Raw genomic sequence first — 24,110 nt, 5'->3', positions numbered from 1 at the left:
CCTGCTGCCGGCAGTTTCCTGCATCAGAGTTGCTACCCGCTCTGCCAATTGAATCATTCTCATCAGCCCGGATCGACATTATCTATGAATATCTCTGCTGCCAGTCATAATGAGGTTCCTGAAGACGTCCTGAAAAATGCCCGGTTCATCCAGGCCGTCCGCGATCAGGTCGCGACGGTCGTTGTCGGTCAGGATCAGGTCGTCGAACGCCTGCTGATTTCCCTGTTTACCGGCGGGCATATTCTGCTGCAGGGGGTGCCCGGTCTGGCGAAGACGCTGCTCGTCTCGGTCCTCTCCAAATCGATCGACCTCGATTTCTCCCGTATTCAGTTCACCATCGACCTGCTCCCCTCCGATATTCTGGGTTCGCAGATCCTGGACCAGAAGACCAACGAATTCGTCACCCGCACCGGTCCGATCTTCACCAACCTCCTGCTGGCCGATGAAATCAACCGGGCTGCCCCCAAAGTGCAGGGGGCCCTGTTGGAAGCGATGCAGGAACGCAAAGTCACCATCGGCAACGAGACCTTTTCGCTCCCCGCGCCCTTCCTGGTGATCGCTACCCAGAACCCGGTGGAGCAGGCGGGAACCTTCGAACTGCCCGAAGCCCAGCTCGACCGCTTCATGCTCTGTCATCGCCTCGATTATCCCGATCCTGATGAAGAACGCGAAGTGCTCAAACGCAACATGAAGCTCGGCATCCGCAAGGAAGACCGGGGCGCGGTCGTGAACACCGAATTCGACGTCATGCAGCAGCAGCCGGTCGGCTCGGCAGAGGACCTGGTGAACTGCATGCAGGCGGTCAACGACATTCACGTCAGCGATACCTTCGTGGAACACGTGATCGAAGTCATCAACCGGACGCGGAATCATCCCAACATCGAACTGGGTTGCAGCCCGCGTGCCGGCATCGCGCTGATCAAGGCGTCCCGCGCCCGGGCACTGATCCAGGGACGGAGCTACGTGATCCCCGAGGACCTGTTCGTGCTGGCCGAAGACGTCATCCTGCACCGCATCCGGCTGAATTACGAAGCGCTCGCCGACGGACTCACCGGCAAAGGCGTCCTGCAGGACATGCTCCGCGACCTGGGGGCGACGCCGTCACTGGTCGGGCGGGAGGCTTAACCGAATTTGTCGTCCACGTTGTTTTGAAACTCTCTCCGAATGGGAACAGGTGATTCATGGAAGGCTTGCTGGAACAGATTGATCCGCTGGACGCGCGGCAGTTTTACATTGCCGTCAAGCGGCTCGCGGACAGCCTGAGCTACGGAACCGACAAGTCGCCGTTCCTCGGTTCCGGCCTGGAATTCTTTCAGTCGCGTCCCTACCAGGAGGGAGACCCGATCAAGAGCATCGACTGGCGGGTCACGGCCCGCACCGGGAAGCTCTATATCAAAGAATACGAAACGCCCAAGCGGCTCCCCTGTTATCTGCTCATCGATACCTCCGCCTCGATGATGATCAGTTCGACCGCGAAAAGTAAATACGCGCTGGCCCTGCACATCGCGGGCGGGCTCGCCTTCGCCTGTCTGGAACGCGTCAGTCCTGTCGGCGTGCTCGGCGTCGGCGAAACCGATCTGCGAATTCACCCCAGCCTGTCGAAAGACCAGGTCATGCAGTGGCTGGTTCGCTTAAGACGCTTCCGCTACGACGAACAGACGACCATCGGACAGCGGGTCGCCGAGTTCAGCCCCAGCCTGAAAAACCGGGCGCTGATCATCGTCCTGTCGGACCTGCACGATCCCAAAGCGGTGCCGGCCCTCAAGCAGCTTTCACAGATGCACGACACCGTCGTGATCCAGTTTCAAGATCCCGCGGAAACAGGACTCCGGGGAGCCGGGCTGATGCGGGCCCGCGAAGCAGAGACCGGCAGCGATTTCGTGACCCACGGCCGACAGGTCTGGCTCGATCAGGAGCAGATCGATTTTCAGTTGAAACGCAGCGGCATTGACCATCTGCTGATCGAAACTGACGAACCGTTCGTCCCGCGGTTACGCCAGTTCTTCTCCTCACGCGATATTCTGTCACGAGGGAGCCGCTAATGAGAGCTCAGCCGAAGAAAATGCGAGTGCGATTCCACGGGCCGGTGCTGCTGGTGCTGCTCGCCTGTTGGTTCCTGCTGCCGCAAACCGGGCGTGCCGCGGAGGCCTCGAGTACGTCGGTCGGCATGTCGAAACGCGTCGAAGAGGTGATTCTCCCCGGTTCGGAACTGCAGGTAAAACAGATCGCCGACGAAGACCCGATCATCCTGCGGATCGTCAGCATCCACCCGCACGGGCCGGACATGTTCCGCTATGAACTGGAATACTACGGTCTCGCGCCCGGCGAATACAACCTGGCAACATTCCTCGAACGCAAAGACCGGAGCGAAACCGGCGAACTGCCGGCGATCCCGATCAAAATAGAATCGATCCTGCCCGCCGATCGCGTGGAGCCCAACAGCCCCGCGACGACGACGATCCCCCGGATTGGCGGCTATCAGTTCTGGATGACCGTGATCTTCATTCTCTGGGTCGTAGGCATGTTTCTGATCGTCTTCGTCAGACGCAAAACAGCAGTGGATGAGGACGAAACGCAACAGCCGCCCCCCTCGCTGTCAGACCGCCTGCAGCCTATGGTCGAAAAGGCGATCGCCGGCGAACTGACACAATCCCAGATGGCGGAACTGGAGATGATGCTCGTCGCCTTCTGGCGGAAGCGACTGCATCTGGAACAGACCGACGTTGCCGAGGTGACGCAGATTTTAAAACAACACGAGGAAGCCGGCCCACTGTTACAGCAACTGGAAATGCTGTTGCACCGCCCCGATGCGGATCAGCGTTTGAATGCTCCCGAGATCGCGAAGATTCTGGAGCCGTATCAGCATCTGCCCGCGGATGCCCTGGATGAGGAACTGGCGTCCCTCGCTTCGTGACAGAGTATTGAAAACGTTTTCACTGACAACATTCACAATCAGAAAGGCAAACTGGTCAACCGTCGTTATGAGTTTCACTCACCCCTGGATACTCCTGTTCTTAATCGTTCCGGCGTCGCTGCTGGTCTGGGTCTGGCGACGTGACGGGGGACACGTTGTGCTCCCCTTTGACCACGGAGTCCAGCCGCGCGGACGCATCTGGGGGACGCTGGTGAATCTCGCCCAGTCGCTGCCGGCCCTGATTTTGGCGGTCGTCCTGCTGATCCTCGCGGGGCCGCAGCAGTTGAGTGCTCCCAAAACCAGGCGCGTGCTGACCAATATCGAATTCTGTGTTGACGTCTCAGGCAGCATGACCGCCGGCTTTGGCGATGAGGGGACGCGCTACGACGCTTCCATGGCCGCCATCAATAAATTTCTCGATTACCGGGAAGGGGACGCCTTCGGCCTGACCTTCTTCGGCAATGAAGTGCTGCACTGGGTTCCGCTGACGACGGATGTCTCCGCCATCAAATGCGCGCCCCCCTTCATGGATCCCATGAGTCCCGGGCATCCGTACTGGCTGGGAGGTACCGAAATCGGGAAAGCCCTGCGTGCCTGCCGGGAAGTCCTCGTCTCCCGCGAACAGGGGGACCGGATGATTGTGCTGGTCTCCGACGGGTACAGTTTCGACCTGGGCAACGGGCAGGATGTGGAGATTGCAGAAAAACTCAAAGCGGATGGCATCGTGGTTTACGCGATTCACATCGCGGCGAGCGAGGTCCCGGGACCGGTGGTGAATATCACCGGACTGACCGGCGGCGAAGTTTTTGAACCGGAAAACCCGCAGGCCCTCGAAACCGTCTTTCAACACATCGACAAAATGCAGGAGACCCGTCTGGAACGGACGGCTGCCGAGTCGATGGACGATTTTTATCCCTACAGCCTGGCAGGTCTGATCCTGCTGGGAAGCAGCACCCTCTCACTCTTTGGATTGAGGTTTACACCGTGGTAGCAGAACTGGCGGCACTCGTGATCTTCGTGGTGGCCATTGGGGCAGAAATGCTTCATTCCTGGCGCATCAGGCGGATTGCGCCCCTGGTCTTCGGTCCCACGGCCCGGCCCGCATATTGGGCCCGCGCGGTTCCCGTACTCCGCGTGCTGGCGCTCACGGGGCTCTGCTGGGGTCTGGTCACGCTGATGCTGCTGCCTCCCAAAATTCATGCCGCCGAGACCATCCCCGAAGACGAAATGAAACACCTGCTGATCGTGCTGGATGTGTCCCCCAGTATGCGACTCGAAGACGCCGGCGAGAAGAAAGAAAAGTCGCGAATGAAACGGGCGGCGGTCATCATGGAGTCCTTTTTCGAACGGGCCAATATGAACCGCTATCGCACCAGCGTGATCGCCGTCTATAACGAGGCGAAGATGGTCGTGGAAGATACGAAAGACCTGGAAGTGATCCATAACATCTTCAACGATCTCCCCATGCATCACGCCTTCATTTCCGGCGAGACCGACCTGTTTTCCGGCCTGAAAGAGGCCGCTGAACTGGCAAAACCCTGGAATCCACGGAGTACCACGCTGCTCTTGATCAGTGACGGCGATACGGTGCCCGGCGTCGGCATGCCCAAAATGCCGGTCTCGGTTGCCAATGAGGTTGTGATCGGCGTCGGCGATTCCCTCAAGGGATCGTTTATCAACGGGCACCACTCCCGGCAGGATGTCTCCACGCTGCGACAGCTGGCCATTCGTCTGAACGGAACGTATCACAACGGCAACGAAAAACATCTCAGCACCGACCTGATCGATCAGCTGGCGGTCGGCGGCGAAGAGAATCCTTTTGAAAAACTGACCCGCCGCGAATATGCCCTGGCGATCTGCGGACTGTCGGCGTTGATCTATGCCTTGATCCCCTGGTTGCTGCATTACTGGGGCACCGGCTGGAAACCGGGCGTGTTTACAAGTCGCAAAGAACGGGCGCAGGCCCGGCGGGAGTCGGAGCGTGCGCGAACCACAAAACAACTGCATCCGTCGGCTACTTGACCGGGGGAACAAAGAATACAGGAAACCAGTTAAGTCTCTTGTGCAATGGAAACTGATTGCAGGAAGGAAAGTCCAATGAGAATTATGCTGCTACTCTGCTGGGGGCTGGTCCCGTTTTTTCTGGGAGCCTATCACTACGGACCGGGTCAGGCACAGCTGAAGCTCGATGATGTGGACCGGAGAGTCAAAGCCGCTCAGACGGCTGAGGAGCAGGGCAACTGGAATCAGGCCGTGGCCCTCTACAACGAAGCCCTGCCCATGGTCCCCTCGGACAACGTGAAAGAAGCACAGAAATTGCGGCTGGAGCGCGACAAGGCCATGATGTTCAACGGCCAGCTCCCCGATGCCTACCTCGATCTGCAGGCGCTGCTGGATGAACTCCAGGCAGAAGAGAAGCCCGACCAGGAACTGCTCAAACAGACGCGTTCCGCGATGGCCAACGCGGAATACTACGTGACCTGGACCCTGCGGCTGGAAGGGGTCGGCAAGGAGGGCTGGGAACCGATCATCGAATCCTCGCGTCAGAACTATCGCCTTCTCGCGGAAAATGCGGCCAAAGCTGACAACAAGAGTGAGCTGAAGGAACAGCAGGAAAATCTGGAAGCCGTCATCCGGCTGGCGAACCTGGATCTGACCGACCTGCAGGGGATACCGATTCCCAAACAGTGCAAGTGCAAAGGCTGTTGCAACGGCGTCTGTAACGGCAAAAAGAAAGGTAAGAAAAAAGGCAAAGGGCAGAAAAAGGCCAAAGATAACCGCGGTGCCAGTGCCAGCCCTCCGCCGGATAAGAGTGGTTCATAACAGGCACGAAGGGAAGGGTGGATTCCCTGGCGAATCCACCCGAGACTGCTTTTCATTTTTTGATTTCGTATTCCAGTAAAAGGTGACTTCCGATGCAGCGACTGCAACTCGCTCTTTCGATCACAATCGCAACGTTCCTGTGCGCAGGAAATGGTAACTTCTGTCAGGCACAGTTTACACTGCCCGCGTCAGGGCAGGCAATCAGTCTGCCTGCAGCGCCAGTCGTTGGTGCGGCGTCCCGCCCGGTTCCCAGCGCTGCGTCCGCAACGACGACTGCGAAACCGGCAACGTCAGCCAATGCTTCCACAGCTGAGGCCCTGCAGAAAGCCCATCAGCAGAAGCGGGAGGCGGCGATCAAGAAGCTGAAGTTTGATCGACGTTCCTCGGCCATTATCCAGGCCTGGGCCACACCGGAGAAAGAAGTTCCCGCGATCGAGGCCGCGAAGCCCGCATCGGCAGATCAGCCGCTGGTCGCTCAGAAGCCGCTGACTCCCGAACAGCAGGCTGCCGCCGATAAAAAAGCTCAGCAGCAGAAACTGGATGCCGAGTTGAAAGCATTCGAACAGCAGCTCGCCGAGCTGCAGCGGAATGTGACGCTGGGGAACTGGGACGAAGTCAAAGCCTTTTTCAAAACACTTCCGCAGGAAGAGTACGCAGCACTCTATCTGCAGTTGATGAGTTCGCTGCAGAATCCGCCGCGCCCTTCAGGCACGCGTTATCCCCAGTTCGCCGAAAAGAATGTCATTAGCATTGACGACTTCTTTCAGTTGGCAGCACTCCTCCCTGAAGATGCGTCTGAAAAAATCGATGCGAAAAAACTGCCTCAGAGTTCGGTCAATTCCGCGCAGATGCAGCAGTTAATCCAGCAGAATCCGCAACTGGCCGCCCAGCTCAAGCAGAAGCAGAATCAGAAAAATACCCTGTTCGGTCAGCTGACGGGTATCTTCCGCATTTCATTGCAGGACGGATATGCTATCCAGGAATACCTCAAACGGTTCCGCGAACTGGCTCAGCAGTCGCAGAAAACGGAACCAGTGCTGACGAAACGCCAGATCGCGCAGCTGCTGGCCGATTCCGGGCAGGCCCAGTATCTGGCGGATTTCCTGCCCTCCCTGGATGACGCCATCAAAGACGATGATCGCGAAGCCTTGAATCTGCTTTCACGCTATTACCTGGCGCTGCCTTCACACGAGAAACGGAATGAGCACCTGGAAAACGCCTGGACCGCGTTGCAGGCGGTGCTCGCCGTGGGTGAGATCACTCCCGAAGAAAAAGAAGAGGCTTTGAAGCGGGCCGTCGAGCTTACGCCCCGCATTAAAGAGGAACTGGGGCAGGCCTGGCTCAGTGAAAGCTTCAGCAAGCGACCTGAACGGGGCAAAGAGATTCTGTCCTCGATCGGTTCTGCCGTCGCCACGGGCATGTCGACTCAGATCAGCAGCAGCTCGTTTCGTTTGAAGAGCCTGGAGCTGCAGAAAATCGCCGTCGATGCGCTGCTCAAAGCGGCTCCCGAACAGGCACAGGAGTGGCAGGAGACTTTGCAGATGATGGCCACCAACTGGCTCCGTGAGGCTCAGATTTCCCAAACTTACGATTATTCCACCAGCCGCAGTCGGATCATGCAGCGGGACTATTACGGGAACTATTACTATAGCAGCAGCATGTCGATGCAACCGCAAATGGCGCGACAGAACCGGATTCAGGCCATCTCAACCGGAAAAATCCTGGAGATGGTTCCCGATGAAAAATGGATGGCCCTGGTCGATCAGCCCCTGCATCTGGATTTCATGACTACGATCGCGAAGCTTTATCTGAAAGTGGAAGAGGAAGACGAAGCCTTCCCCTACATTGAGAAGCTGGCCCCCATCGATCCGCGGGAAGCCAAATCCCTGGCCGAACAGTTCCTGCGGGTCTGGACGAAGAATCACAATCCCAATTCTGAACAGCAGCGGACCAGCATTTACATGTTCGCCTGGGGCTTCAATCAGCGGGCGCAGGGCATTCCGCTGACCCGCTCCAAACAGGTTCGTAATCTGGAAGAGCTCGCCAACTGGATCAAGCGGATCAACGACCTCCCCATCGAACCGATCGATGAGAGTCTGATCACCCAGGCATTCACCCAGGTGCATAGTTCGGCGGAAGTCTATCAACTGGATGCGATCGAGAAAATTTACGGCACCGTGGATGGACTGAACCCCGAGACGCTGGCCTCCCTGATACAGACCATGCGGGCTAACCTGGGCAAAGTCTGGCGGATGCCGGCAACTCAGAAGGCGGCTAAAACCAATCGCAAACAGAAAGACATTGAACGCGAAGTCATCCAGGGCTACGCGACTGCCCAGGTAGTGCTGGAGAAAGCCGTTCAGAAGTATCCCAAATCCTGGGCGGTACAACTGGCCAAAGCGGCGCTCGACCACGATGCGAATGAATTCCAGCAGGAACTCAACCGGACCACTGAATTCTCGCAGCGTCGCCAGATTTCGCTGGATGGTTTTCAGAAGGCGGCAGAACTGTATGCGGCCCAGGTTGAAACACTGGAAGAAGAAAAACAGGAATCGACGGTCTATGAAACCTGGTTTTACGCCAGCCTGGGGGCACCCGACTTAGGGAAGATCACGAATACCACGGTTTCGGATCCGACGCAGTTCCCACTTATCAAACAGGCGATTGAAAGTCTGCCCGGCGAACTCGCGAAGCGGCACATGGATCAGTTTGCCAACTCGCTGTTCGTCCGCCTCAGCTCGCTGAATCCGGGCGTCAAATTCCGGTACCTGAAAGCGGGCTTTGAAATTGTCGGCGATCATGAGCAGGCCCGGGAAGCGAAGAAGGTCTACGACTACTACAAAGACCTCGTCACCGAGATCAAACTGGAAACCGAAATCGACGGCTCCGATGTGGTGGGGCACAGCGAACCGTTCGGCCTGTTTGTCAACCTGCGGCATACCAAAGAGATCGAGCGGGAATCGGGCGGATTCTCCAAGTACCTGCAGAACCAGAACCAGGGAGGCTACTATTACTTTAACTATGGGCGTCCACTGGAGAACTACCGCGATAAATTCGAGGACGGCGTCCGCACCGCGCTGGAAGAACATTTCGAAATTCGCTCGATCACCTTTCAGAGTGAAGACGTCAATTCCCGCGCCGCGGAAACATATGGCTGGCGGGTCACTCCCTATGCGTACATCCTGCTGAAGCCTAAAGGTCCCGAAGTCGATAAAATTCCAAGTCTCACGCTCGACATGGATTTCATGGATACTTCAGGCTACGCCATCATTCCCGTCGAATCGGCTCCGTTGCCCATTGATGCCTCGCCGGAGCAGGGGGATCTGAGGCCCTTCGAAAAAGTGACGATCACGCAAACCCTCGATGAGCGGGAAGCCAAAGAAGGAAAACTCAAACTCGAAGTGCGCGCCACCGGAATCGGGTTGATGCCCGACCTGGATCAGCTGGTGGACCTGGAGCCAAAGGAGTTCAACATCACCGGGATTGAGAACGAAGGTGTCTCTGTCTCCCAGTTTGATAAAACCGCGCCGGGAAATGCCATCGATTCCGAACGAATCTGGATGGTCTCCATGGAAGCCCGCCCGGATCTCACGAAGCATCCGGAAGCGTTCTCCTTCGGGCTACCGAAAAATGAAGCGCATGAAGTGACCTACCAGCGGTTCGATGATGCCGACCTCGTCTCCGTCGATCCGGAAATCATGCTGCAGCAGGAATACGGCACTCCGGAACGTTCCTGGCTGCTGCCCATCGTAGGCGGCGTCGCGCTGCTCCTGTTACTGGGAGTCGCCTTCAAACTGGTCACGCGAAAAACACAAACGGTGTCCACTGCCCGCTACCAGATGCCCGAGCAGATTACGCCGTTCACCGTGCTGGGGCTGCTCAAGGACATCGAACGCAAAAACGGTCTGAGCCCGGCAGGTAAACAGGAACTGGGCAGCTCCATCTCGCGACTGGAGCACTATTATTTTGAAGCACCCGAAGGAGAAGAGCCCGACCTCTCAGAGGTGGCCCGCCGCTGGGTCGGCCGGGCAGACTGAAACGGTTCTGTTAATCATAAAATCTGAGATGCTTACGGTTCGATCATCGCCTTGAGTTCAAGCTTCAGTTCTGCCAGGCGGGCCTGCATCTCCTGAATGTTTTGCTGGTGCTTCGTCAGGTCGGCGCGTCCTGCGCGGAGCGGGTCCAGCACGATCGCTTCATACTTCAGATACTGCTCACAGGCGTAGGGGACCGCGGCTGCGATTTCCGTGGGGATCGTCACCACGCCGTTACAGTCGCCGTGCAGTAAGTCGCCGGGGCGGATCGTCAAGCCGCCGACCTCTACGGGAATGCCGGTCTCTTCAAAGTGACAGTAACCGTGGCCGCTCATCACTCCATTGCTGAAACAGGGGAACTGCAGCGCCCGCACATTATCGATATCGCGGGCAGCCCCCGAGGTGATCAACCCGACCGCGCCGAAGGTTTTGTAGGTCAGACACATCCCGTCCCCGAACGTAGCCCCCGTGGGTGGATCGTCCAGGTCCTGGAAGACGACCACCGCCGGACCGGGCAGGTCAGCAAACGAACTGATCAGCCGGGACGAGACCCCGGGATCGATGTCTGCTCCCGCCGGTGCAGAGGAGCGGAACGTCGTAGTCACCGCGTAGCCCACCATGGGAGGCAGTTCCGGAAAACAGGCCGCGATCTCCCGGTTCATGTAACCGGCGGTCCGGGGACGCACCTCGAACAGTTCAATCGCATTACAGATGGTGGGTGTGTCAAAACGCTGTAATGCGGCCAAATCAGGCAGGACATGCATGCGAGAATTCCAAAAAAGGTTTGACATCGAATTGAGATCAGATACTATTAAATGAGATATAATGACGGAATGGAACTGAATTGTCTTCAAAAAGTGGGAATAAATAGCATATATGTCTACAGGAACCAGTCCTCAGTTGACCCAGTCCGATGAGCTCGCCGAGCGGATTCGGGCCCGCATTCAGGCGGATCGGCTCATGGACGGGGCCTTTTTCATGACCGAAGCGGACCTCGCTGAAGAGTATGGCGTCTCGCGGACCGTTGCCCGGGAAGCGGTCAGCCGGCTGGTCGCGATTGGCCTGCTCGAAGCCCGTAAACGTCTGGGGTTAATTGTCCGCCGTCCCGATCCCCTTCGCCTTCTGCAGTTGGGACTCCCCTCGTTATTCGATTCCGATCAGGACATCGCCGAACTCGCGATGCTGCGTTACGTGGTCGAGATGGGGGCCGTCGATCTGGCGATCCGCAACGGCAGCGATGAACAGTGTCAGCAGCTCTGTGATCTCGCAGGCGAGATGGCAGGCGCCATCCGCAGCGAGCGCCCCGAACAGATTTCCGAACTCGATATTGCGTTTCACACGCTGCTGCTCCAGATGACATCATCCCATCTGATTGCCGGCATGCAGCGGGTGCTGGTCAACTTTTTTGATTCCGCCTATCAGGATTATCAGTCCGACGTCGCCACGGGAGAACGGATGATCTGGGAACATCAGGAGCTCGCGGCTGCGATCCGGGATCGCGATTCCAACCGGGCTCGCACGATGATGCAGATGCAATCCCGTTTCTGGCTGGAAAACAAACCTAATAACTGAAGTGCAGACCCGCCAGTGCTCAATACAGGGAATAATCCAATGCAAATGATCTCACACCGATACAGATTGAAATCAATACAGAATCGAAATCAGAAATTTCAGTCTCGTTGCCGGGCAGGGGAACTGATTCTCGGACTGGCGTTGCTGCTGCTGATCTCCAGTACCGCGGTGGCCCGTGATATCCACGTCGATCCGGATCAGGGTAATGATGCCTCCACAGAGGGGCCACTCAAAACCATCCGGCAGGCGATTCGCATTGCTGAGCCCGGTGACACGATTCACCTCCAGCCCAAAGTCTATTACGAATACGCGGGCTTCTACGGCAAACGGGGAGAGCCGGGCAAGCCGATTATCCTGGACGGGCATGGCGCGACGCTGGAAGGTTCCGATCCCCTGGACATCACACAATGGAAGGAAGTCAAACCGGACCTCTATCGCTGTGAAAAACTCCTGCCCGCGGTCAATGCCGCCATCCTGCAGCGTTGGTTTTTCGTCTGGAATGGTAAGATGGTCCACATGGGACGCACCTCCAAAGGCCCCAGCCACGAACTCAAACAACCGGAGGACCTGCAACCCGGCGAATGGACGTTCGTCAAAGAGGGAACCACGAATGTGGAGCCGCTCCGGGGCAAAGGGTCATTCTATCTGAAAGTCTCCTCAGGTGCTCAGCTCAGCGAACAGAATATTCGTGTTCCCGTCCGTTCCGCGGGCGTGCAGTTTGGCGGCTCGAAAGAGAATTACAACGCACATCTGGTGATCCGCAATCTGACCTGCACGCATCCCTACAACGACGGATTCAATATCCACGGGCATTGCGAAGACGTGCTGTTCGAGAATATCCGGGCCATCGAGTGCGGCGATGACGGGATCAGTGCTCACGAAACTGCCGAGTACAAAGTCGACGGCTTTGTATCGATCGGAAATTCGACCGGCATCTGTGATACCGGCGCCAGCCGGACCAGCTATAACCGGGTCTTTATCCGCGACTGCCTCGGCTTCGATCTCTATTTTCTGGATACAGGGCGTTATGAACTGACCAACGCGGTCGTGCTTTCTTCGGCAGTCCGCACGCTGATGCTGACCGGCCGCACGGAAGCCAAAACGCCCTGCACATTGAAGATGAACAATGTCTTCATCCGGCGGGTGCGGGGAAAGAATGAAGTCCGTATCTCCCGCAATTCCATTCTGGATGCCAGTCATGTCACGCTGATGGGCCTCAACTTCCAGGCGACCGGCGGCGAAGTGAAACTTTTTGACTCGCTCATCGTGGGTGCGATCGCGGAACAGCTTGAGGAAGCAGAGTATGAATATCTGAATGTCCCCCGCGCTGCTGAGCCGTTAACCACGGAGATGTCGATCTGGAAAGACGTCAAATGGGCCGGCGACCGTAACCGTTACCAGTTGCAGAGCCTGCGACTCGATCAAACTTATTTCAAACCGGAAGAGTTCGGGAAGTTTCAGCAGCAGACCGGCCAGGAACAGGAGTCGGAATGGTTGACCGATCTCTCCAAAGTGACCGGCTGCGGTGCCGATCTGGCAAAATTAAAACAGTCCACGATCCCCAAATCAGAACTGGAGTCCCCGCGCATCCAGTCGCTGCTCCCCTGATGAACCTGCCTGAACACGAAAGAACCAACATGCACGCCCCTCGAGTTTTTCGTCTACAGAATCATGTACCCGCCGTTCTGTTAACCCTGCTGATGGGCGTTTGCCTGCCCTCCACTCTGTCGGCTCAATCGCCGGGCAAAGTCTCTGTCGCACGGGGGCCAGCCGTCGAAGAAGCGGTTTTCTTCTCCTTCGACGATCGCGCGATTCCCTGGCGCAACAATCTGGCGCTGACGCCCCAGACGGCGCAGAAACATCCCGCCAATCCGGTGCTGCGTCGTGGACCCGAAGGCGCCCCCGATCACGGGCATGCGATTCTGTACGGCAGCGTGCTCTATATCGACGGCAAGTTTCGCATGTGGTACCTGGGGATGTTCGAGACCGCCATCAAAAGCGGGCAGGCACCGGGCTGGTGGCGTCCCATGTGTTATGCCGAAAGTGACGACGGCATCCACTGGACCAAACCGCAACTGAATCTGGTCGAGTTCAACGGCAACAAACAGAACAATATTTGTTTAATCAAGTCGCAGGTTCCCTCGCTGGCGAAGGTCAACGATTTCCTGACGGTCCTGTATGACCCCCGCGATCCCGATCCAGAGCGAAGATATAAGTGTGCCTATATCGCGCATCCCCCCTTTGCCGATGTGAAGGGGGGACGCAGTAAGATTGGTCCCGACGAACGTCGCTGGGGGGCTTTCATCTGCGCGACCAGCGCGGACGGCCTGACCTGGAACGTGGTCGGCGATCGCCCGATGAATGCGGGCGGCGAACGTTTTGAAGTCTCCAGCCTCTATCGCTACGGCAACTTCTATTACGCCAGCGGCCAGTTGATTACCCCCTGGACCTGGCGGATGGATGGTTCGAAGATCGGTCGTGTGATGCTCACCTATCGCTCGCCCGACTTTGACCACTGGTCCCGCGCCAAGGCACTCTCGTTTGCCCGGCCGGGGCAGTTGACGGCGACGCCGATTCCCGGCCAGCAGACACACATGGGAGCCGGCATCTGGAATCGCGGCAATGTGCTGGTCGGCCTCTACGGGATGTGGCAGGATGCGCCCGAGAAACCCAAAGACGGTCGCTACTGGAATACCGGCGTCAGCGTCGACCTGGGACTGATCGTCAGCGATGACGGCATCCACTTCCGCGAACCGGTGCCCGATCACCCGGTGATTGCCCGGGGCAAACCTGGGGAATGGGACGACATCGCCCTGCTGCAGGGACACGCCTTTGTCAATAAGGGAGACCAGACGATGATCTGGTATTCCCACTGGGATACCGGCGGCAAACTGAAGAACATGGAGATCGGTCTGGCCACACTGCGACGGGACGGCTTTGGTTATCTCTCCCGCCAGATCGAAAACAATGCCGCGCATTTCGTGACCACGGACTTCGAAACGGAAGGGGCATTAAAACTCTCTGTGAACGTGGAAGGTGTCAGCAAAGAGACACCGTTGACGGTTGAACTGCTCGATGAATTCGACCGCCCGCTGCCCGGATATTCGGGTGACCAGGCGGCCCGCATCACTCAGCCCGGCACGCGCACCCCAGTCGTCTGGCCTGCCCGCAAGACAGGCTCACTACCTGAGGGAAAAAAACTGGCGCTCCGCGTGACGTTTCCGGATACCGACGCCGTCAAGGTGTATGCCCTGTATGTTGGTCAGTGATCTGAGGAATATGTGCTGGAAATATCTCTTATTAGACTGTTCATCCGGTACATAGAATTGCGAAACCAAATTGCGAGCCCCTGTCCCTCTGTGATATAATAGTGCTTTGATTCATAGACGGATTTTCCCACCTGCAGCAGGCTCGCCCGATGATTTCACGATTTGTTATTCCCGCACTGATTGTTTTACAGATCAATCTTGCGTCCGCCCTCCAGGCGAAGCCTGTTGACTTCGCGCATGATGTGGTCCCGATTTTGAAGCAGCACTGTGTTGCCTGTCACGGGGGCCGCGAGGCGAAGGGCTCGTTTTCGCTGAATACACGCCAGCTCTGGCTGGAATCCGGCTTTGTGGATCTGAAGGATGCCGGGGCCTCGTATCTGCTCGAACTGGTCACCTCCAACGATCCGGAAATGCAGATGCCCCCCAAGGGAAAACCGCGGCTCTCAAAGAAAGAGGTTGCCACGCTCAAACAGTGGGTCGCGGAAGACCTCCCCTGGGAAGCCGGCTTTACCTTTGGGAAACAGGCCTACGAACCTCCGCTCAAACCCCGCCGACCCGAACTGCCCCCCGCGGTTGACAACCGCACGCATCCCATTGATCGGTTGATCGATCACTACCTGGCCGAACATCAGCTGCCGCGACCCGGTCCCATCGATGATGCGACCTTCCTCAGACGCATTCATCTCGACCTGGTCGGCCTGCTGCCAACGCCGGAAGAATTGAACGCCTTCCTGGACGATCCGTCTCCCGACAAACGCACGCGCAAAATCCGGGAGTTGCTCAACGATGATACCGCCTACGCCGATCACTGGCTCTCCTTCTTCAACGATCTGCTCCGCAATGATTACAGCGGCACCGGCTTCATCACCGGGGGGAGGAAACAGGTTTCCGGCTGGCTGTATGAATCACTACTCTACAACAAACCCTTCGATCAACTGACGCGGGAACTGATCGCGCCGCCGACCGATGCCAGCCGCGGTTTTATTGACGGCATCAAGTGGCGGGGGAACGTCTCTGCCGGTCAGACGGTTGAAATTCAGTTTGCCCAGAGCCTGGGCCAGGCCTTTCTGGGCATCAATCTCAAGTGTGCTTCCTGCCACGACAGTTTCATCGATCGCTGGACCCTCGAAGAGTCGTACGGACTGGCGGCCATTTATTCCGAGCGGGAACTGGAAATCCACCGTTGTGATAAACCGATCGGCAAAAAAGCCAAAGCCAGCTGGCTCTTCCCGGAGATCGGCACTATCGATGCGGCCGCTTCCCGCGAAGCGCGTCTGCAGCAGCTGGCACAGCTGATGACGGATCCACAGAATGGACGTTTCACACGTACGATCGTCAATCGACTCTGGCATCGTATGCTGGGGCGGGGCATCGTCTACCCGCTGGATGCGATGCAGACGAAACCGTGGAATGAAGACCTGCTGGATTATCTCGCCGTTTATCTCAGTGACCAGAAATACGATTTGAAGAAGGTCCTGGAACTGATCGCCACTTCCGAGGCGTACCAGTCGCAGGTCGAAATCGTCGAGGGCATCGAAGACTCCGACTATCTTTACCGGGGGCCCCGTTCCCGTCGCCTGACTGCCGAACAGTTCCTGGACGGCGTCTGGCAGATCACCGGCTCCGCTCCCGCCAAGTTCGACGCTCCCATCTTCCGCACGCGCATCGAGCCGGGAACCGCATCGGAATTCGATCTCAAAGGCAAATGGATCTGGGGTGATTCCGCGAAAAAAGTGCCTCCCGCCAATGAGACGATCGTCGTCAGGAAAATCATCGATCTGCCCGCTGCGGTCAAGCGGGGCGGGGCGGTACTGACCTGCGATAATTCACACATCCTGTTCATTAACCGCCGGGAAGTCGACCGGGGAGACAACTGGGCACAGGTCCGTACGCTGCCGCTGCATACGTTGTTGAAACGCGGTAAGAACGAGATTACCGCCATCGTGCATAACGGGGGCGGCACTCCGAATCCGGCAGGCTTCTTCTTCGATGCCCGGCTGGAGCTGGAGAATGGTGAGCAGCTGGCGATCTCCTCTGATGAAACGTGGGAGTGGAACCCCAAGGCGCCCGCCACGAAAGAGGGACGCCTGGGGGGGATCTCCGGGAAATGGAATCCGGTCACCATCGTTAAGCCGGTCGGCAGCTGGACCAACGCTGTTGACGCACAGGCCAGAAGCCTGCTCGCGGTCGCCGCGGAAGGAAAACAGCCGATGGTCCGGGCCTCACTGCTCAAAAATACCGCGTTGATGAAATCCCTGGGCCGCCCCATGCGGGAGCAGATCGTCTCGATGCGTCCCAGCCAGCTGACGACGCTGGAAGCCATCGATCTCTCCAACGAAGCGTCCCTGGCGCAGGCTTTTTCAGACGGGGCGAAACGCCTCATCGAAAAATCAGATGGCGATCCAAAACGCCTGACAAAATACCTGTATGAGTTCGCTCTGTCTCGCGAACCAACGGCCGCCGAATCGGAAATCATCACTCAGATTTTGGGAGAAAAACCGCAGCCCGCCCAGGTGGAAGACCTGTTATGGTCGGTCTGCATGCTCCCCGAGTTTTTCCTGATTCGCTGAATTGTGGTATAATAGAGAATGGATGTAATCCGAGAATCAATGTGCCTCTCACTGTGAGAATGACCAATGACATTTGAAATTGATCCCACCGCTCCCGAACAGATCGTCCGACGCGATTTTCTCAAGCGATTGAGCGCCGCTGGTGCTGCGTCACTGATGTCGGGGGCCCCGCGTCTGCTCTCTGCCAACGAAAACGGACCGGTCAAGCATCCCGAAGCCACCGCTGACAGTTGTATTCTGCTCTGGATGGGGGGCGGGATGGCGGCACCGGATACGTTCGATCCCAAACGCTATCTGCCGTTCAAGAAGGGGCTCAAAGTTGCTGACATGCTGAGTACCTTCCCGGCGATTCCGACTGCTGTCGACGGACTGCAGATCTGTGATGGACTGGAAGGTATCGCTTCGGTGATGGACCGGGCGACTTTGATTCGTTCCGCCGTCCAACCCGATCTGGGCAGCATCCTGCATTCACGCCATCAGTATCACTGGCACACCGGATACGTTCCGCCCCAGACCGTGGCGGCTCCACATCTGGGGGCCTGGATGGCCCGCGTGATCGGTCCCCGCAATCCCGTGATGCCGGCCTTCATCAACATTGGACAGCGGCTCGAAGGCGTCGGCGAGAGCGAAGAGCTCAAAGCCTTCACGACGGCTGGCTTTTTCGGCAGCGAATACGGTCCGCTTAACCTGCCTTATCCTGAGGAAGCCGCCAAATCGGTGCGGCCGCCGCAGGGGATGACGGGGCAACGCTTCGTGAACCGTAACAAGCTCTATCGACAGCTGATCGACCAGAGTCCGGAACGTGAACTGATGAGCGATTATCATCAGGAATCGATGCTGCGCTCGATGGACAACGCGTATCGGCTCCTCAGTTCCAAAGAGCGTGATGCGTTTGACATCACGCTGGAAAAGGAAGAAGTCCGTCAGAAATACGGCGACAGTCGTTTCGGACGCGGTTGTCTGCTGGCCCGCCGCCTGGTGGAATCGGGCGCCCGGTTTGTCGAAGTCACTACCGAGTATGTTCCCTTTCTGCACTGGGACACACATGCCGACGGGCATACCACGATGGATCGTATGCACAAGGAGATCGACCCGCCGATCACGCAGTTGATTCTTGATCTCGAAGCGCGGGGAATGCTCGAGCGGACGCTGGTCATCATTGCCTCGGAATTCAGCCGGGATGCGTTGATCGAAGGGCAGCCCGGCTCCAATGCCCGGGATCAGGCCCGCGAAAAAGTCGACGAAATTGCTGAAATGAAGCACTTCGGCCTGCATCGTCATTTCACGGGGGGCACCAGTGTCGTCATGTTCGGCGGCGGAATGAAACGCGGCTTCGTCTACGGGAAAACGGCCGATGAGCGTCCTCTGATGGCGATTGAAAATCCCGTCTCCATCGAAAACCTGCATGCCACCATCATGACTGCGATGGGGGTCAGCCCCAAAACCGGTTTCGACATCGAAGGTCGCCCCTTCTACGTCACCAAGGACGCCAAAGGTCAGGCGGTCAAAGAACTTTTCGCCTGATGATTACCGGGAAACCAGATTCAGCAGGTCACCGATCGATTTGTGTTTTTCGATAGGGTGCCTCAAGGCCTGGTCCGTTAGCACCGCATAATGGTTCTGACGTCCGATTTTTTCGCGCTGCAGAAACCCTTGCTCTTCCAGGTCCTGAATAATTCGCTGCACCGCCCGCTCGGTGATTCCCACCTCCAGAGCCACTTCTCTCAAAACAATGGTGGGATTCCGATGCAGGACGATCAAAACATGGGCATGATTCGTCAGGAATGTCCAGCGGTGTCCCGTTTCTGTCGTGGATTTGCTGTCGGGGGCAGAGTCAGCCTTGGAAACCGGGGCCACTTTCCCTTTCCGGTCTCCCTGCGCGGCTTTGCGTGACTGACCTTTGTTCGATGATTTACCCATTCAGCGACTCCACTTCTCTGCTCTCAGACGTTTTTTTCAGAATTTGTCTAGAGGCTGTTTTTACGTCTGCTTTGTTACTCCGGAAAAAGACCGTATCCCGTGAGAGACATTGATGATACGAAATATTATTCATGAATACCAGATCGGCTGAACAGTAAACATCTTTTGATGAAATTATTTTTTCTGGTCAGAATTCCTCAAAAACTCCACTTATAATGGCGAATAAATATTGACGAAATAAAATTCGTGAATAATAATGCGTTTATTTGAAAGGGGAAGTCATGGATCTGATGCTGTGGCCACTGTTGATTTCTACGGGATTGCTGATTTGTACGGGATTGCTACCTTCCCACTGGTGCCGTCGGTTCCAGTCTCAACTGCGGGACTTTGTTACCGGGGTAGCCGGGATTCAGGCCTTGCTGGCAGTCCTGGTCACTTTGAACAGGATGTCTATCACCTGGTTCGGCTCCGTTACTCCCGCAGGACCGGATGTTCTGGAAATGGCAGGATTCGAGATCCTGCTGCTGGATGGGACCGCCTGCCTGATGTTTGCTCTGGTCTCCTTTATCGGGTGGGTCATCTGTCGCTACTCCATCCGCTTTCTGGATGGCGAGCCTGGGCTGGGGAACTACTATCGCTGGACCGGGCTGGTGATTGGCGCGGTTTCCCTGATGGCACTCGCTGGAAATCTCTTCCTGTTTATCGCGGCCTGGGCACTCTCCAGCCTGGGGCTACACCACCTGCTGCTGTTCTACCGGGATCGACCGGCTGCCCGGCGGGCCGCCTGGAGTAAATTTACGGTCAGCCGAATCGGTGACGTCTGCCTGCTGATTGCCGCCGGGTTGATCTATCAACAGTACCAGACACTGAACTTCACCGCGCTGTTTCGGCTGCTGGAGGGAGTCGAAACAGCCCAGGCTACTGGTTTGATCTGGGCGGTCTGGCTACTGGTTCTCGGGGCAGTAGTGAAAACGGCGCAGTTTCCCTTCCACACCTGGCTGCCTCAGACACTGGAGACCCCGACTCCGGTGTCTGCCCTGATGCATGCCGGCATCGTCAATGCCGGCGGATATCTCCTGATACGGACCAGTCCTGTGGTGCAGCTGGTTCCCTCGGCAATGATCTCGCTGGTACTGATCGGCATGCTGACAGTCTGTGTTGCTGCCATCACAATGCTGACACAGAACAGCATTAAAAAGAGGCTCGCCTATTCCACGATCGCCCAGATGGGGTTCATGATTTTGCAGTGCGGGCTGGGCGCCTTTTCGGCAGCGATGCTGCATCTGCTGGCACATTCTTTCTATAAAGCACATGCTTTCCTCAGCAGTGGCAGTGTCCTCGAACAGAAACTCGCTCTGGGAAGAGGGGCTGAACCGGCTCAAGTAGTATCCGTCTCCCCGGTCAGGCTGCTGTTGACGGGAGCGGGCGTGGTCCTCGGTTACCTGGGGCTGACGACCCTGTTTGGGATCAGTCCTGTCACCAAGCCGGGGGGAATTCTGCTCGGGCTGATCGTGTGTCTGGCACTGACGGGCTGGTTGAAGCTCGCCTGGCAATCCGGAGAGCGCCTGCTGCTGATTCGTACTGCCTGTCTCTGCGGGCTGCTCTGCCTGCTGTATTGCATTGCTTTCATCTCGGTCGATCGCCTGATGGGGCCAGCACAAACGGTCTACCTTGCGGGGGCTCACCTGTATCTGGTAGGCGGGTCTGCAGTTCTGATCGTCATCGGGTTTTCCTGTCTGGCGCTGCTCAATGACAGGTTGACGCAGTCCCGGAGGCCAGCGTGGATGAATTCACTCTACGTGCATGCCCTCAATGGGTTTTACATCGAGCCCTGGTTGAGGCAGCGACTGGGGCACCTCGTGAAACAGTGAATCTGCTGAGTAACGGAATCTAATCAATCCAGACTGTTTTTCTAGAGAAAGTTTTTTCCATGTCACAAGTTCAATCCTCAGTCTTTGCAGAAACAACAGCAGACGTCTGGCAGCAGATGCCCGCTGCGGCACTGCCTGAGCGGGAGCAACTGCAGGAAGCCCTCGAGAGCGTACATCAGTGCATTGCCCCCGTCTGGCCTCTGAAAGACTATGTCGCTGTCAATCCTTACCACGGAATCACAGACCGATCTTTCCTGAACGTCCGGAAATACCTGCAGATTTTTTCCGACTGTGAAACCCTGATGCCATTGCAGCACTACGCTGCCGAATTCAAGGCCGGAAAGTTTCAGCTTGCGGATATCGAGACTGCACTCGCAGAGTTGGAGTCGGAAAATCTACCAGCCACGTCCTGCCCCACAGCAGCGCAGATTGTTGAGGCTCTGAAACAACAAGACCCAGAGATGGTCGAACAGGATGCTGACAGCCAGGTTGCCCGCGAGAGACAAATGCAGGCGTTCTCTGAAATTCTGGATACACACACCGGGAGTCGCTGGACTGAAGTCATCAGCGATGAACTCTCGAAATTCTGTGTCATGCACTACGATCAGGGAGAGGCTGCCTGGAACAGTCCCTGGAAGCATCTGTCGCTGTACCAGGCCTGGCATTCTGCAGCACGGCACGATCGCAGTATGGCCATTCTGGGAATCAGCGGTTTCCGGGAGTTGGTAGCGCAGCTGCCGCCCGCTCCGGAGACAGCTTTGATCTATCTGCTGGAGAAACTGCAGGTTCCCCGGCAACTCTGGGAAACCTATCTGCTCTGCCAGGCATATCAGGTACCCGGGTGGAGCGCCTGGGCCAAATATCAGTCAGAACAGTGGTCCTCAGAGGATTCAGCAGACTGCGATCTCACCGGGCTGCTGGCAATCCGGCTGGCTTACGAAGCAGCGATTTCTGAAGCGAAAGCATTTCTGGTCGACTGGCATAGCCTGGTTGACTCCACGCCCGTTCGATTCAAAATTTCCACCGATGCCGGAGAGCAGGTCCTCCAGCGGTACATCCTCCTGCGAACTTGTGAGATTGCCTTCCGCAACAGAATGCTCAGTCAGATGCAGGAGTCTGCTGCTGAAAACTCCCGGTTGGTCGATCGAAAAATGGCCCAGCTGGCGTTTTGCATCGATGTGCGTTCCGAGCGGATTCGACGGCAACTGGAGCAGACGTCTCCGGAGATCGAAACACTCGGGTTTGCCGGCTTTTTCGGGATTCCCATGGAATATATCCGCTGGGGAGATGTAACGGGGGACAATCAGCTCCCGGTGTTGCTCCAGCCCCAGTTCCAGCTGTTTGAAGAAATGACCACGGGAGATCTGGCTGATGACCAGAGATTACTGAACAGGCAGAGCATCCGCAGGTCGGTGGGCCGACTCTGGAAACGGTTCCAGCAGTCGGCGGTGGGCAGTTTTCCGTTCGTGGAAACCATGGGGCTGTTCTACGGATTACTGCTTGGGAAACGGACCTTAAGAATCGGTGTGCAGCAGTCTGAAGAGGGAGAAACCACGCAGAAAAATCTTGCTCCCAGACCCAGCCTGCGGGGCTTAAGCGAACAGGGGGTGACCCCCGATAAGCTCACGGAAATGGCTGAAGCAATCTTAAGGAATATGAGTCTCACTACACAGTTTTCCCGGTTGGTCGTCTTTTGTGGTCACGAAAGTCAGACAGTCAATAATCCTCTTAAGGCCGGACTGGACTGTGGAGCCTGTGGCGGTCATTCCGGTGCCCCCAATGCACGGGTAGCAGCAGAGATCTTGAATCTTCCAGCGGTCAGACAGGGCCTGGAGCGAAAAGGAATTGAAATTCCCAATGATACGATCTTTCTGGCAGGCGTGCATAATACCACAACCGATCGGATCGAACTGTTTGAAACAGACCAGGTCCCTGAATCACATCAGGCTGAGTTGACATCACTGCAGACTCTGATTTCTCAGGCAACACAACAGACCCGCGTGGAACGGTTGTCGACACTCAAGAGTCCCTCAACTAAGGATCTCTTGCGACGGGCGTATGACTGGTCGGAGGTCCGCCCGGAATGGGGGTTAGCGGGGAATGCAGCTCTGGTGGTCGGTCCGCGAAATCTAACCAGACAAATGGATCTGGACGGTCGTACGTTTCTGCACAACTACGATCAGGAGCAGGATCCTCACGGAACCGTGTTAGAGAACATCATGACGGCTCCCATGGTCGTAGCCCATTGGATCAATATGCAGTATTACGCATCCACGGTCGATCAGCGACACTTCGGCAGTGGTAATAAAACTCTGCACAACGTGGCAGGAGGGTTTGGAATTCTCTCCGGGAATGGAGGCGATCTGAAGACCGGGCTTCCCTGGCAGTCGCTGCATACCGGAGAGATGTTCCAGCACCAGCCGCTGCGTCTGCAGGTCGTGATTGCTGCCTCGAGACAGGCCATAGAGAACGTGATTTCAAAACATACCCTGGTTTCTAATCTGCTGAATGGAGGCTGGGTTTATCTCATCGCCTGCGAAGAGGGGAGTTTTTATCAGTATCAGACTGGAAATCAGTGGAAGCAAATTGATTCAGCAGTCTGAAGAATGAACACAGTCGCGCAGAGTGGGCTCTGCCGACAGATCTGACTTATACCTCAGGGTAAGAACAAATCCTGTTACTTGAGAAAGGAGAACAGACAATGACTTTGACGATGACAGAGAAGATGCACTGCGCTGAATATCAGGAAAGCGAGTTGTGCGAGCAGAGGTTGTATGACGGCCTGTCCCGCTTTCATTCGATGCTGCAGACCATTGAAGTCACAATCAAAACCACGCAGACAACCCGGGCTCGGGTCCGATATCTGACACGCCTCAGCGGTGAAATCTGAACGGTCCCGGGGGGGAATTGATCAAGCCTGCCGCGTTCGCATCATTCATGCGCAGGGATCGATCATCGTCAATCAGAAGAATCAGGACCTCGCGGTCTGTATTTCCCTGATTACCGATACAGCCGCTCTCACGCTGGAACGCGCACTGGCACGTTCCAGGAATTTCAGGCGTGAACGATTTAACTTCGCTATTGATAACGAGATGGAAGGTATTTGAATTAAAACATTCCTTTAAAAATGAGAAAAT

18 protein-coding genes are annotated in these 24,110 nt (G+C 56.7%); 16 read left to right on the top strand and 2 right to left on the bottom strand.

Features of this window, described 5'->3' with window-relative positions:
• Nucleotides 1-84 precede the first annotated feature (84 nt).
• The 7 genes from Enr10x_RS14350 to Enr10x_RS14320 all read left to right on the top strand — a co-directional run bounded on the left by Enr10x_RS14350 (nt 85) and on the right by Enr10x_RS14320 (nt 9,774).
• The gene (locus Enr10x_RS14350) at nt 85-1,125 is read left to right on the top strand and encodes an AAA family ATPase (RefSeq protein WP_145450243.1); all 1,041 of its coding nucleotides are present in this window, start codon (nt 85-87) and stop codon (nt 1,123-1,125) included.
• Nucleotides 1,126-1,181: 56 nt separating this feature from the next.
• Nucleotides 1,182-2,042 carry a DUF58 domain-containing protein gene (locus Enr10x_RS14345; protein ID WP_145450240.1) on the top strand — a complete coding sequence of 287 codons (861 nt, stop codon included), beginning with the start codon at nt 1,182-1,184 and terminating at the stop codon, nt 2,040-2,042.
• A complete protein-coding gene (locus tag Enr10x_RS14340) occupies nt 2,042-2,914 on the top strand; it encodes a hypothetical protein (protein ID WP_145450237.1) in 873 nt (290 codons plus the stop codon). The genes Enr10x_RS14345 and Enr10x_RS14340 overlap by 1 nt, the downstream gene beginning before the upstream one ends.
• A gap of 67 nt (nt 2,915-2,981) precedes the next feature.
• Nucleotides 2,982-3,905, top strand: coding sequence for a vWA domain-containing protein (locus tag Enr10x_RS14335; RefSeq protein WP_145450234.1), 924 nt, complete (start codon nt 2,982-2,984; stop codon nt 3,903-3,905).
• The gene (locus Enr10x_RS14330) at nt 3,899-4,936 is read left to right on the top strand and encodes a vWA domain-containing protein (RefSeq protein WP_197997613.1); all 1,038 of its coding nucleotides are present in this window, start codon (nt 3,899-3,901) and stop codon (nt 4,934-4,936) included. Before Enr10x_RS14335 ends, Enr10x_RS14330 begins: the two co-directional genes overlap by 7 nt.
• 75 nt (nt 4,937-5,011) lie before the next feature.
• Entirely contained in the window at nt 5,012-5,737 is a 726-nt protein-coding gene (locus tag Enr10x_RS14325; RefSeq protein WP_145106573.1) for a hypothetical protein, read from the top strand.
• 92 nt (nt 5,738-5,829) lie between these two features.
• On the top strand, nt 5,830-9,774 hold the full coding sequence (locus tag Enr10x_RS14320) for a hypothetical protein (protein ID WP_145450231.1): 3,945 nt from the start codon (nt 5,830-5,832) through the stop codon (nt 9,772-9,774).
• Nucleotides 9,775-9,806: 32 nt separating this feature from the next.
• On the opposite strand, the gene Enr10x_RS14315 is transcribed toward Enr10x_RS14320, so the two are convergent.
• Nucleotides 9,807-10,535: an RraA family protein gene (locus Enr10x_RS14315; protein WP_145450228.1), complete on the bottom strand. Its 729-nt coding sequence runs from the start codon at nt 10,533-10,535 to the stop codon at nt 9,807-9,809.
• A 112-nt stretch (nt 10,536-10,647) separates the two neighbouring features.
• On the opposite strand from Enr10x_RS14315, the gene Enr10x_RS14310 reads away from it, so the two are divergent.
• The 5 genes from Enr10x_RS14310 (at nt 10,648) to Enr10x_RS14290 (ending at nt 18,706) form a co-directional block, all read left to right on the top strand.
• Complete coding sequence (locus Enr10x_RS14310; RefSeq protein WP_145106579.1) at nt 10,648-11,343, top strand: FadR/GntR family transcriptional regulator; 696 nt, start codon at nt 10,648-10,650, stop codon at nt 11,341-11,343.
• 39 nt (nt 11,344-11,382) lie between these two features.
• Nucleotides 11,383-12,951 (top strand): hypothetical protein, encoded by a 1,569-nt coding sequence (locus Enr10x_RS14305; protein ID WP_145106582.1) that lies wholly within the window; start codon nt 11,383-11,385, stop codon nt 12,949-12,951.
• A 29-nt stretch (nt 12,952-12,980) separates the two neighbouring features.
• Entirely contained in the window at nt 12,981-14,612 is a 1,632-nt protein-coding gene (locus Enr10x_RS14300) for a glycoside hydrolase family protein (protein WP_145450225.1), read from the top strand.
• A 149-nt stretch (nt 14,613-14,761) separates the two neighbouring features.
• The gene (locus tag Enr10x_RS14295) at nt 14,762-17,182 is read left to right on the top strand and encodes a DUF1549 domain-containing protein (protein WP_145450222.1); all 2,421 of its coding nucleotides are present in this window, start codon (nt 14,762-14,764) and stop codon (nt 17,180-17,182) included.
• 66 nt (nt 17,183-17,248) lie between these two features.
• Nucleotides 17,249-18,706, top strand: coding sequence for a DUF1501 domain-containing protein (locus Enr10x_RS14290; RefSeq protein ID WP_145450219.1), 1,458 nt, complete (start codon nt 17,249-17,251; stop codon nt 18,704-18,706).
• 3 nt (nt 18,707-18,709) lie between these two features.
• Here Enr10x_RS14290 and Enr10x_RS14285 read toward each other — a convergent pair whose 3' ends face one another.
• Nucleotides 18,710-19,102 (bottom strand): helix-turn-helix transcriptional regulator, encoded by a 393-nt coding sequence (locus Enr10x_RS14285; protein ID WP_145450216.1) that lies wholly within the window; start codon nt 19,100-19,102, stop codon nt 18,710-18,712.
• Nucleotides 19,103-19,383: 281 nt separating this feature from the next.
• Here Enr10x_RS14285 and Enr10x_RS14280 point away from each other — a divergent pair, with 281 nt between their 5' ends.
• The 4 genes from Enr10x_RS14280 (at nt 19,384) to Enr10x_RS14265 (ending at nt 24,080) form a co-directional block, all read left to right on the top strand.
• The gene (locus tag Enr10x_RS14280; RefSeq protein WP_145450213.1) at nt 19,384-20,973 is read left to right on the top strand and encodes a proton-conducting transporter transmembrane domain-containing protein; all 1,590 of its coding nucleotides are present in this window, start codon (nt 19,384-19,386) and stop codon (nt 20,971-20,973) included.
• 59 nt (nt 20,974-21,032) lie between these two features.
• Nucleotides 21,033-23,576 (top strand): YbcC family protein, encoded by a 2,544-nt coding sequence (locus tag Enr10x_RS14275; RefSeq protein ID WP_145450210.1) that lies wholly within the window; start codon nt 21,033-21,035, stop codon nt 23,574-23,576.
• Between the two features lie 98 nt (nt 23,577-23,674).
• The gene (locus Enr10x_RS14270; protein ID WP_145450207.1) at nt 23,675-23,863 is read left to right on the top strand and encodes a hypothetical protein; all 189 of its coding nucleotides are present in this window, start codon (nt 23,675-23,677) and stop codon (nt 23,861-23,863) included.
• Nucleotides 23,853-24,080, top strand: a complete 228-nt coding sequence (locus tag Enr10x_RS14265) for a hypothetical protein (RefSeq protein ID WP_145450204.1) — start codon at nt 23,853-23,855, stop codon at nt 24,078-24,080. Before Enr10x_RS14270 ends, Enr10x_RS14265 begins: the two co-directional genes overlap by 11 nt.
• The last annotated feature ends 30 nt before the right edge of the window (nt 24,081-24,110 follow it).

It is taken from the genome of Gimesia panareensis, from assembly GCF_007748155.1.
Taxonomy (GTDB): Bacteria; Planctomycetota; Planctomycetia; order Planctomycetales; family Planctomycetaceae; genus Gimesia; species Gimesia panareensis.
This window is presented reverse-complemented; position numbering and strand designations above follow the sequence as displayed.